The organism is Arthrobacter sp. AOP36-C1-22 (assembly GCF_052377515.1).
Classification (GTDB): domain Bacteria; phylum Actinomycetota; class Actinomycetes; order Actinomycetales; family Micrococcaceae; genus Arthrobacter_H.
The window spans coordinates 26,385-38,033 of the sequence record NZ_JBQSWW010000005.1; the positions used below are offsets into that span (position 1 = coordinate 26,385).

Genomic DNA, 11,649 nt, shown 5'->3' on the forward strand with positions numbered 1-11,649 from the left:
CCGCGGCCCTATCGGCCTCATGCGGGCCTCCATGCCTACCGCCGGTCCTCCTTGCGCCCGACCATGAAGATGCGCCGGAAGGGGAAGACCGTCAGTTCCCCGCCATCCGGGCCGGTGAAGGGAGGGTAGGCCTCACGGACCAGCGCGGCGTACTCCGCCTCGAACTCCGCGGCGTCGGCATCCTCCAGCACCGAGAGGATCGGGCGTAGTGCCGTACCGCGGACCCAGTCGAGCACCGGGTCGGGACCGTGCAGGATCTGCTCGTACGTGGTCTCCCACACGTCTGCTTCGAAACCATGGTCGAACATCAGGCGCAGGTACGTCTCCGGTTCGGCGACCGCGTCCTTGCGCAGCACCAATCCCTGCAAGCGGTCCGCCCACTGCGCTTCCGCGGCAAGTCCTCGCATCAACGCATGCGAGGGGGCCTCGAAGTTGCCCGGTACCTGGGCCGCGAACCACGCGCCCGGCTTGAGGGCATCGAGCCATCCCGCCATGAGCTCCCCGTGCCCGGGAATCCACTGCATCATCGCATTGCTGATGAGGACGTCGGTTTCCGCTTCGGGAGTCCAGGTTGCGGCGTCGGCTTCGGCGAAGTCCACACGGGGCCGCTGATGATCCGCGGTGGCCTTCCCGATCATTTCGGGTGAGGCATCCAGCCCGGTGATCCGGGCGTCGGGCCACCGATCGGCCAGTGCGGCGGTCAGCGGACCCGGACCGCAACCCAGGTCGACGACCCGCCTCGGGGCGTCTTCTTCGATCCGGGCGATCAGCTCGAAGAAGGGGCGGTCGCGGTGGGTGGCGAATTGGACGTACTTGGCGGGGTTCCATTTCATGGCCCCACCCTATTCCGGCCTCGACGGGTTCGACGCGTGCACACCGACGCCGGGGTCGCTGGACGATAGGCTGGAGGGACCATGAATCTTACTGACCTGCTGCCTGATTCCCCGCCGCGTGGGGCCACCGCCGAATCGACCTATGCCGCTTTCCTGACCTGGGCGGAGGATCGCGGGATTTCCCTGTATCCGGCGCAGGACGAGGCGGTGATGGAACTGGTCGAGGGCAACAACGTCATCCTGGCGACCCCGACCGGCTCCGGGAAATCCCTGGTGGCCGTCGCCGCCCACTTCCATGCGTTGGCCCGCGGGGACCGCAGCTATTACACGGCGCCGATCAAGGCGCTGGTCTCGGAGAAGTTCTTCGCCCTCTGTGAGATCTTCGGAGCCGAGAACGTCGGGATGGTCACCGGGGATTCCTCGGTGAACCAGGACGCTCCGATCATCTGTTGCACCGCGGAGATCCTCGCCAACATCGCCTTGCGCGAAGGGGGCGACGCCGATCTGGGCCCTGTGGTGATGGACGAGTTCCACTTCTACTCCGACCCGCAACGCGGTTGGGCCTGGCAGGTCCCGCTGCTGGAGTTGCCCCAGGCGCAGTTCCTGCTCATGTCCGCGACCCTGGGCGACGTCACCCGCTTCGAGGACGAACTCACCCAGCGCACGGGTCGGCACACCACGACGGTGGCCAACGCCGAGCGCCCCATCCCCCTGCATTACTACTATTCCGAGGAGCCGGTCCAGGAAGCCATGGAGGAACTGTTGTCCACCCAGCAGGCTCCCGTCTATGTGGTGCACTTCAGCCAGCTCGAAGCCATCGAACGCGCCCAGTCCCTGATGAGCATCAACGTGTGCACCCGGGAGGAGAAGGACCGGATCTCCGAACTGATCGCCGGGTTCCGTTTCGCCACGGGCTTCGGCAAGACACTGAACCGCCTGGTCCGTCACGGGATCGGGGTCCACCACGCCGGCATGCTGCCCAAATACCGCCGACTGGTCGAACAGCTGGCCCAGGCCGGCCTGCTCAAGGTCATCTGCGGCACCGACACCCTCGGGGTGGGCATCAATGTCCCCATCCGCACGGTGATGCTGACCGCACTCTCCAAATACGACGGCATCCGCACCCGGCCGCTGAATGCCCGCGAGTTCCACCAGATCGCCGGCCGGGCCGGACGAGCCGGCTACGACACGGCGGGAACCGTCGTCGTCCAGGCCCCGGAATTCGCCATCGAAAACAAGAAGTCGATGACCAAGGCCGTCGCGAAGTTCGGCGATGACTCGAAGAAGCTACGCCAGGTGGTCAAGAAGAAGCCGCCGCAGGGTTTCGTCTCCTGGTCCGAGAAGACCTTCGACAAGATGGTGGCCTCCACCCCCGAGCCCCTGACCTCGTCGTTCAAGGTCACCCACTCGATGTTGCTCAATCTGCTGGAGCGCCCCGGGAACTCCTTTGTCGCGGCCCGCAAGCTGCTGACCGAAAACCATGAGCCGCCGGCTCGACAGAGTGCCCTGCTGCGTCGGGCCCTGGGAATCCTGCGCGAGCTCCTGGCCACCGGGGTGGTCGAACGTCTGGAAGAGCCCGACGAACACGGGAACATGCTGCGCCTGACCGTTGAATTGCAGGAGAACTTCGCGCTGAACCAGCCGCTTTCCCCGTTCGCGATGGCCAGCCTGGAGATCCTGGACCGGGATTCACCCAGCTACGCCCTCGACGTGGTCTCGGTCATCGAAGCAACCCTGGAGAAGCCACGCCAGGTACTGAACGCCCAGGAAAAGAAGGCCCGCGGCGAAGCCGTGGCCGCGATGAAGGCCGAGGGGATGGAATACGAGGCGCGGATGAACGCGCTCGACGAAGTCACCTATGCGCAACCGTTGGCCGAACTGTTGGGCGAGGCCTTCGAGACCTACCGCAGCGGGGCCCCCTGGCTCGGTGATTTCGAGCTCGCCCCCAAATCCGTGGTCCGCGACATGTATGAACGGGCCATGTCGTTCGGGGAGTACATCGCCTTCTATTCGTTGGCGCGCTCGGAGGGCATCCTGCTGCGCTACCTGACCGATGCCTTCAAGGCGTTGCGCCAGACGGTGCCCCGCGATGCCTTGCGTGAGGATCTCGAGGACCTCATCGAGTGGCTGGGCGAACTGGTCCGCCAGACCGACTCCTCGCTGCTGGACGAATGGGAGAAGCTCTCCAGCGGGGAGATGCCCCAGGACCCCTCGGCGCAGATCACCCCGCCGAAGCCCGAACGCCTGACCTCGAACGAGCGGGCCTTCCGGGTGATGGTCCGCAACGAGATGTTCCGTCGTGTCCAGCTCTTCGCCGATGAGCAGGAACAAACCCTGGGCCAGCTCGACGGGCACCACGGCTTCGACGCCGATGCCTGGGCGGACGCCATGGACGACTACTTCGACGAACACGACGACATCGATGACGGGCCGGCCGCCCGCGGCCCCCAACTGTTGATCATCACCCCGTCCCCCACCGAATGGAAGGTCAGGCAGATCTTCAAGGATCCTGCCGGGAACAACGACTGGGGCATTGACGCCGTGATCAATCTGGCGGACTCCGACGAGGCGGGGACCGCCGTGGTGACCGTCACTGGTGTGGGCCGGCTCGACTAGGGCCCGGGCCCCGGCGCCGTCGCCCCGGGGTGGTGTCTCAGGGAAGGAACGCGGCATACAACGGCTGGGATCTGGCCGCGGCGATGCCCAGGACGGGCGCCATGATCCCCAGGAATGCGTAGAGCGAGACCGGTACGCAGAGCAACCATTCGCGCCAGGACCCGGCCACACCCAGGACCGGGACGGCCAGCCTGCCGCTGGGACGCCAGATCTGGCGCAGCAACGGGAGTCTGCGCAGCTTACTTGGCGCGCGTAGTCGAAGCGGCCACAGCAGGTTGCAGCCACCGACGGTCAGCAGGTCCCCCAGGACATGGGTCGCCGTTCCGAGCAGCACGGCCAACACGAACCAGTACTGCTCCTCGGGGGCGAAGAGGGCCACGAAGGCCCCGGCGGGAATGGACACCACCCACGGCAGTTTGCGCATGGCATCCGGGATGAACTTCAACGCCTTCAGGGCAAAGGCGATCAGCAGTACCGCCGACAGTCCCGCCCCGGGAAAGACCGTTCCCCACCGGGGGGAATGGACCTCCCAGAGGCCCAATGCATGGGCGATCAGGGTGAAGAGGGCGATCCCGAGCAGGGAATGGGTGCCGTTGCGATGTCCCCCGGCCACCCGGCCGATCCCGGCGCACATCAGGTTCGACACCGGCGGCAGCGACTGGGCGATGCTGGCGTGTCGGTGGTCGGCGTCGGGCAGCAGGGCCGCCCCGGCGCAGACCAGCGCCCCGGCGAGCACCCCGGCGTCAGAGACCTCCAGCAGGCCGAAACCCAACGGGATGCGGGCAGGGAGGAAGGAGAGCCACTCCGCCACCGGACCCAAGCCCAGTACCGGCTGGGTGGTGACGGCGATCCAGACCGCTGCACCACTGGCAGCATGGTGGCCTCCCATCATGGGCTTGGCTCTCTTTCATCCGATGGAAGACGGGTTGGTGCTTCGGCCTCCGACCGGCGGCCACGGCGGGTCCCAGCCTAGGGGCCCCCGGTGTCGATTGGACGTCGGGGGCCGGCGCCGGGGCCGGTAGTGTTGATCACATGACCGCCCTGATGCACCGTGTGTCCGCCACCCACGAGTTCCGCGGCCTCCGCGCCACCGAACACTACTTCACCGTCCCGCTCGACCATGGCCGGCCCGATGGTGAGACCATCACCGTCTTCGCCCGGGAGGTCTCCTCCCTGGAGCACGAGGACCCCGGCCAGCTGCCGTGGCTGCTCTATCTGCAAGGCGGGCCGGGAGCTGCCAGCCCCCGGGTCTCCTCGCTGACGGGATGGATGGCCGAGGCAGCGAAGACCTTCAGGATCCTGTTGCTGGACCAGCGCGGGACCGGGCTGAGCACCCCCGCCAACCGGCAATCATTGCCACTGCGGGGTGATGCCGCGGCGCAGGCCTCCTATCTGACGCACTTCCGTGCCGATTCGATCGTGCGTGATGCCGAGGCCATCCGTGCCGAACTGGGCATCGATTCGTGGAGCACCTTCGGGCAGAGCTTCGGGGGATTCTGTACCCTGACCTACCTGTCGCTGGCCCCCGGATCGCTGGACCGTTGTCTGGTCACCGGGGGCCTGGGGCCGGTCGACGGCGACCCCGAAGAGGTCTACCGGGCCACGTATGCGCGCATGGCCGCGCGCAACACCGAGTACTTCGCCCGGTATCCCGAGGACCGCCTGGTCCTGAACCGGATCATGCGCCACGTCGAGCAGGAACATGAGCAACTCCCCGACGGACGGGGCGTCACGGGTGGCCTCGTCCAGATCCTGGGCCAGTTCCTGGGCGGAAACACCCGGATGGACCAGCTCCACTTCGTCTTCGAATCGGCGTTCATCCCCACCCCCGACGGCCCCCGGCTGTCGGATGCCTTCACGGGGGTGCTGTTCCAGCAGGCCAGCCGGGGCCCGAATCCGCTCTACGCCCTACTGCACGAATCGATCTACGCGCACGGGCGGGCCACCCGCTGGGCCGCCGAACGCGTCGCCGCCGAGTTCCCCGAGTTCGATCCGGCCTCCGCCGAGCCCCTGCTTACCGGGGAGATGGTCTACAGCTGGTACTTCCGGGAGGATCCCCTCCTCCGACCGTTGGAGGACGTGGCCCGGATCCTCGCGGATCATGAGCAGTGGCCGGCCCTGTACGACGCCGAACAGCTCGCCGCCACCACGGTGCCTGTGGCGGCCGCCGTGTACTCCGATGACGTGTACGTGGACCGGGACATCAGCCGCGCCACGGCAGAAAAGGTCCGTGGCCTACGCGTCTGGGAGACCGCCGACTTCCACCATGACGGAATCGCCGACGACGGGGCGGGCATCTTCGCCCGGCTGCTGGGCATGACGTCCCCTTCCGACGCGGAATCGGCGGAGCCGGCCATCAGTCGGCCTGACTGAGGGTTCCCGGCGGCTCAGCCGGCGACGGCGTCGTCGTACCCGACCTCGAGGATCGTCCTACGGTGCCGACGCAGTTCGGCGACTCCCCCGAGCCCGACCAGCACCACCAGCACCAGGCAGGCCACGTTCAGCCCGCTGAAGCCCCAGAAGGCGAGCACCAGGCCCGAGCCGGCGGCGCCGATGGCCCCGGCGGCCCCCATGAGGGCGTCGGACAGTCCCTGGACGGGGACCCGGTGGCCGAGCTCAACGCTTTCGGAGACGAACGCGGAGCCGGCCACCGTCGCCAACGACCAGCCCACCCCCAAAAAGACCAGCCCCACGGTGACGGCCAGCTGACTTGCCGCCCCCACCGCGCAGCAGACCAGCGAGGAGGCCAACACCGCCTGTGCGGCCAGCATCGTCTGCCGGCGCCCCCATCGATCGGCCAGGATCCCGATGAACGGCGAGAGGGCATACATTCCGGCGATATGCAGTGAAATCGTGAACCCGATGAGCACCAGGACATCCAGGCTCGCATGGTGCCCTGCCATGGCTCCCCCGCTCGCCCCCGCGGCGATGGCGTCCAGGTCCTTGAAGTGCACCGGGGTCATGGACATCACGGCGACCATCACCAGATGGGAGATCACGATGGTGATGACCCCGAGCCGGGCCGCCGGATTATGCCGCAGCACCGACAGGCCGCCGCCCAGCGAGAGCCGTACCGGTGCCGGGGTGCCCGGTTCCCGGGAGCTGCCCAGCGGATCGGGCCGCAGCCCGATATTGAGGATCAGGACGGCGATCAGCATTCCTGCCATGGAGAAGATGAAGGGTCCGCTTTCATCGGGCAGGCCCAGGGACCGGCCCATGGCGGCGCCGGGGCCGATCAGGTTCGGTCCGGTGACGGCGCCGATGGTGATGGCCCAGACCACCAGCCCGAGGTCCCGACCCCGCGTGGCCGGTTCGGCGAGGTCGGTCGCGGCGAAGCGGGCCTGCAGGTTGGCGGCATTTCCGACCCCCAACAGCGCGGCCGAAACCAGGAGCAGCGGGAAACTCTCAAGGATCGGGGTCAGGAGCATTCCCAGGGCACCCAGCGCGGCGACGAGCATGCCGGCGGAGAGCGCCACCCGTCGTCCGCGCCGGATGGCCAATCCGGCCAGCGGAAGGGCGGTCAGGGCGCCGGCGACGGAGATCGCCATCGTGGTGGCGCCGGCGTAGGCATTGCTCCCGGTCAGATCCACTGCCATGAGCGATCCCAGGGCCAACCCCGAACCGTTTCCGAGGCCGCTGAAGAGCTGGCCGAGGGACAGCGAGAGGACCACCCGGCGTTGGTGGTTTCCGGGGATTGACTGCACCGGAACGGCGCCCTGGTTCTCGCTCACCGCTGTAGCCTACCAACGCCGGGGTGCCGCGGCGGCCCCGGGACGGGGGCTAGATGTCGTCCTCGTCGTGTTTGTCGGCATTGCTCCTGGCCTGCGCCTCGGCAGCCGCGCGCTTGCCTGCCGGACTGAGCAGGCTGGCGACGGTGGCGATCACGAGGGTGGCGACGATGACGATCAGAGACAGACCGGTGCTGATGTCCGGGATCCAGTCGATGCCCTGGCCCCCGTTGATGAACGGCAGCTCGTTCTCGTGCATGGCATGGAAGATGAGCTTGACCCCGATGAACGCCAGAATGATCGACAGGGCGTGTTTGAGGAAGATCAGTCGTTCCATCAACCCGCCGAGCAGGAAGTAGAGCTGGCGCAATCCCATCAGGGCGAAGATATTGGCCGTGAAGACGATGAAGGGGCTCTGGGTCAGGCCGAAGATGGCGGGGATCGAGTCGACGGCGAAGAGCAGGTCGGTCATGCCGATCGTGACGAAGACCAGCACCATCGGGGTGAACATGCGTTTTCCACCCACGGTGGTGCGCAGTTTGTTTCCGTCATACTTCTTGGCGACGGGGAGCTTGGCGGTCACCTTGGCGACCAGGCTGCTTTCGCCTTCACCTTCGTCGTCGTCGCTGTCGGTGGCCTGCTTCCAGGCGGTCCAGAGCAGGAAGGCGCCGAAGATGTAGAAGATCCAGGTCAGGTGCTCGATCAATGTCGCCCCGACCAGGATGAACCCGCCGCGCAGGATCAGCGCGATGATGATGCCGAACATCAGCACTTCCTGCTGGTAGTTCCGCGGGACGGCGAAGCGGGCCATGATGATGATGAAGACGAAGAGGTTGTCCACGCTCAGGCTGTATTCGGTGATCCAGCCGGCGACGAACTCCTGGCCGTAGTCGGGGCCCGCCTGCCAGAAGAGCACCCCGGCGAAGACGAGCGCGAGGGTGACGTAGAAACCGACCCACAGGCCGGCTTCCTTCATCGAAGGCTCATGGGGACGCTTGACCACATAGAGCAGGTCGAACAGCAGGATCAGGCCCAGGGCGGCCAGGGAAATGACTTCGAATTGGGTGGTCAGATGGTCCGACACGGTAACCTCTCGGGGCGCAGGAAGCGCCGGCAGGGGACAGGGGGCATTGCCGCAAGTCTCTCCGCCGCCCGGGATCGGGATCGGCCACTGTGCCCGGCCCGGCGGCATTGCCGGGCGTGTTGACGTCCACAGTGTTCGGGATACTCCCCTACGCCGGGCACAAGCCTACCCCACTGCGCTTGGGGCCTGTCGCGGATCAGGCGTGGCCGGCCTGCTGCATCTGACGCAGTTCCTTCTTCAGGTCCCCGACCTCGTCGCGGAGTCGCGCCGCCAATTCGAACTTCAGTTCCGCGGCGGCCCCGTGCATCTGCTCGGTCAGATCGGTGATCAGCCCCACCAGGTCCTCGGCCGGCGCCGCCGCCAACCCGTCCTGTCGGACCTGGGATTCGGCCTTGTCGGTGGTGGATTTGGAGCGGCGGGCCCCCTTGGCCAACCGCTGATTATTCAGCAGCTCCTGGGTATCGGCATCCTCGCGGGCCAATTGGTCGGTGATGTCCGCGATCTTCTTGCGCAACGGCATCGGGTCGACACCGCGCTCCTGGTTGTAGGCGTCCTGGATCTCGCGGCGCCGGTTGGTTTCGGAGATCGCGTGGGACATGGAGTCGGTGATCCGGTCGGCATACATGTGCACCTGGCCGGAGACGTTGCGTGCGGCACGGCCGATGGTCTGGATCAGCGAGGTCCCCGAACGCAGGAAACCTTCCTTATCCGCGTCGAGGATCGCCACGAGGGAGACCTCCGGCAGGTCCAGCCCCTCACGCAACAGGTTGATGCCGACCAGCACGTCGAAGACCCCCATCCGCAGTTCACGCAGCAATTCGACCCGGCGCAGGGTATCGACGTCGGAGTGCAGGTACTCCACCTTGACGCCGTGTTCGCTGAGGTAGCCGGTGAGGTCCTCGGCCATCCGCTTGGTCAGCGTGGTCACCAGGATTCGCTCGTTGTTCGCGGTCCGGGTCCGGATCTCCTCGAGGAGGTCATCGATCTGGCCCTTGGTGGGTTTGACGATGATCTCCGGGTCCAGCAGTCCGGTGGGTCGGATGATCTGCTGGACGAATCCGTCGGATTTGCCGAGTTCGTATTTGCCCGGGGTCGCCGAGAGATAGAGGGTCTGTCCGATCCGCTCCAGGAATTCATCCCATTTCAGCGGACGGTTGTCCATGGCCGAGGGCAGCCGGAAACCGTGCTCCACCAGGGTGCGCTTCCGCGACATGTCCCCCTCGTACATGGCGCCGATCTGCGGGATCGTCACGTGTGATTCGTCGACGACCAGAAGGAAGTCGTCGGGGAAGTAGTCCAGCAGGCAGTGCGGGGCGGTGCCGGGGCCACGACCGTCGATATGCCGCGAATAGTTCTCGATGCCGTTGCAGAACCCCATCTGCTGCATCATTTCCAGATCGTAGGTGGTGCGCATGCGCAGGCGTTGGGCCTCCACCAGCTTGTTCTGCCCCTCGAGTTCCTCCAGCCGCACCTGCAGCTCGTCCTCGATGTCCTTGATGGCCCGGTTCATCCGTTCCGGCCCGGCGACATAGTGGCTGGCGGGGAAGATGTACATCTCCTCCTCCTCGCGGATCACGTCACCGGTGAGGGGGTGCAAGGTGTGGATCTGCTCGATCTCGTCACCGAAGAACTCGATGCGCAGCGCCTGCTCCTCGTACATCGGGATGATCTCCACGGTGTCCCCGCGCACCCTGAAGGTCCCGCGGTGGAAATCCATGTCATTGCGGGCGTACTGCATCGACACGAATTTGCGCAGCAGTTCGTCCCGGTTCATTTCCATGCCCTTGCGCAGGGTGACCATGCCGGCGACGTATTCCTCCGGCGTCCCCAGACCGTAGATGCAGGAGACGGTGGCGACCACGACCACGTCCCGGCGGGTCAGCAGCGTGTTGGTGGCCGAGTGGCGCAGCCGTTCGACCTCCTCGTTGATGGAGGAGTCCTTTTCGATGAACGTATCGGTCTGCGGGACGTAGGCCTCGGGCTGGTAGTAGTCGTAGTAGGAGACGAAGTATTCGACGGCGTTGTTCGGCAGCAGTTCCCGGAACTCGTTGACCAGCTGGGCCGCCAGGGTCTTGTTCTGGACCAGGATCAGGGTCGGACGCTGGACCTGCTCCACCAGCCAGGCAGTCGTGGCGCTCTTGCCGGTACCCGTGGCCCCCAGCAGGACGACGTCCTTCTCCCCGCCGTTGATCCGTTCGGCAAGCTCGGCGATGGCCTGCGGCTGGTCTCCTGCCGGTTCGAAATCGCTGATGACCTCGAACGGGGCGACGACGCGGTTGATCTCCTGGGCAAGACTCATGGGTCCAAGGCTACGCTCTGCGTCGAGGGCTGTGCACGGCTACGGCTCAGGGCTTAAACCCGCAGGGCACGGACCGGGATGGACCCGCAGTCGCACCGGGCTTCAGGCCGGTGGGCGCTGGCGTTTGCCCGACCGTCCAGGAGGGTCCAATAAGCCGTCGTGTTCGAACCTGCCGAGGATGGCAACGAACATCTGCTGCGCGAAGACCACGCATCCCCCCAGGGCCAGCACGATCCCCGCCAACGTCATCCAGGCCGGCACCAGCACCTGCCAGCTCCACGGCGCCGACCCGGTCGTGAATTCAACGCGGCCACCGGCCACGAGCCACAGCACGATCGCCGCCACCCAGAGCACCCCGGTGGCCATGAACAGCCACGTCACCCATTTCATCCCGTACCCGAACCGGTAGGTCGCGGCCGGACCCTTGCGCCTCATCCCGGATCCCCGTCGCGTGGGCCCGGGCGTCCGGCCAGCCGCTGCAAAGTCCCGGTCCAGAGGTCATCCACCGCCGACTGCAGCTCCTGCAGGGTCCCGGAATTCTCCAACACGACATCACTGACGGCGGCCCGCTGTTCATCGGTGGCCTGGGCAGCCATCCGGGCCACGGCGTCGTCCTCGCCCATCCCCCGGTCCTGGACCATCCGGCGGACCCGTTCGGCACGGGGTGCTTGGACGGTGACGACGACGTCGAAGGAGGCGGCCTGCCCGGTCTCGACCAGCAGTGGGATGTCCTGGACCACGACCACGGGCCGGTCCGCCGTTTCCCGGTCGGCGGCTTCACCACGGATCCGGGCTGCTTCGGCGCGGACCCGTGGATGGACGATCCCGTTCAGTGTCTCGCGGGCCTGCGGATCGGCGAACACGATGCCGCCCAGCCGGGCACGGTCCAGTTCACCATCGGCGTCGACCAGGTCCGGGCCGAAAGCCTCCACGACCGCGGCCAGCCCCTCGGTGCCGGGTTCGAGCACCCGGCGGGCAATGGCATCGGCATCGATCAGCACCGCACCACGTTCGGCCAGGCGCGTGGCCACCGCGGATTTTCCCGAGGCGATCCCGCCCGTCAGTCCAACATCAAGCATGGCTCCAGCT

Annotated in this window: 9 protein-coding genes; 2 read left to right on the forward strand and 7 right to left on the reverse strand. The window is 66.6% G+C overall.

Annotated elements, in window-relative coordinates:
- Positions 1-35: 35 nt before the first annotated feature.
- Positions 36-833: a trans-aconitate 2-methyltransferase gene (locus tag ACT3S6_RS04380; protein WP_444553943.1), complete on the reverse strand. Its 798-nt coding sequence runs from the start codon at positions 831-833 to the stop codon at positions 36-38.
- 81 nt (positions 834-914) lie between these two features.
- On the opposite strand from ACT3S6_RS04380, the gene ACT3S6_RS04385 reads away from it, so the two are divergent.
- Entirely contained in the window at positions 915-3,449 is a 2,535-nt protein-coding gene (locus ACT3S6_RS04385; RefSeq protein WP_444553944.1) for a DEAD/DEAH box helicase, read from the forward strand.
- A gap of 37 nt (positions 3,450-3,486) precedes the next feature.
- Here the strand turns inward: ACT3S6_RS04385 and ACT3S6_RS04390 are convergent, their stop codons facing one another.
- A complete protein-coding gene (locus ACT3S6_RS04390; RefSeq protein ID WP_444553945.1) occupies positions 3,487-4,341 on the reverse strand; it encodes a metal-dependent hydrolase in 855 nt (284 codons plus the stop codon).
- 140 nt (positions 4,342-4,481) lie between these two features.
- Here ACT3S6_RS04390 and ACT3S6_RS04395 point away from each other — a divergent pair, with 140 nt between their 5' ends.
- Positions 4,482-5,822: an alpha/beta fold hydrolase gene (locus tag ACT3S6_RS04395; RefSeq protein WP_444553946.1), complete on the forward strand. Its 1,341-nt coding sequence runs from the start codon at positions 4,482-4,484 to the stop codon at positions 5,820-5,822.
- 14 nt (positions 5,823-5,836) lie between these two features.
- On the opposite strand, the gene ACT3S6_RS04400 is transcribed toward ACT3S6_RS04395, so the two are convergent.
- From ACT3S6_RS04400 to coaE, 5 genes are all read right to left on the reverse strand, one after another.
- Positions 5,837-7,180 (reverse strand): MFS transporter, encoded by a 1,344-nt coding sequence (locus tag ACT3S6_RS04400; protein ID WP_444553947.1) that lies wholly within the window; start codon positions 7,178-7,180, stop codon positions 5,837-5,839.
- Between the two features lie 49 nt (positions 7,181-7,229).
- The gene (locus ACT3S6_RS04405) at positions 7,230-8,261 is read right to left on the reverse strand and encodes a TerC family protein (protein ID WP_444553948.1); all 1,032 of its coding nucleotides are present in this window, start codon (positions 8,259-8,261) and stop codon (positions 7,230-7,232) included.
- A 196-nt stretch (positions 8,262-8,457) separates the two neighbouring features.
- Positions 8,458-10,560, reverse strand: coding sequence for an excinuclease ABC subunit UvrB (uvrB, locus tag ACT3S6_RS04410; protein WP_444553949.1), 2,103 nt, complete (start codon positions 10,558-10,560; stop codon positions 8,458-8,460).
- 102 nt (positions 10,561-10,662) lie between these two features.
- Positions 10,663-10,995, reverse strand: coding sequence for a hypothetical protein (locus tag ACT3S6_RS04415; protein ID WP_444553950.1), 333 nt, complete (start codon positions 10,993-10,995; stop codon positions 10,663-10,665).
- On the reverse strand, positions 10,992-11,639 hold the full coding sequence (coaE, locus tag ACT3S6_RS04420; RefSeq protein ID WP_444553951.1) for a dephospho-CoA kinase: 648 nt from the start codon (positions 11,637-11,639) through the stop codon (positions 10,992-10,994). Before coaE ends, ACT3S6_RS04415 begins: the two co-directional genes overlap by 4 nt.
- Between the last annotated feature and the right edge of the window lie 10 nt (positions 11,640-11,649).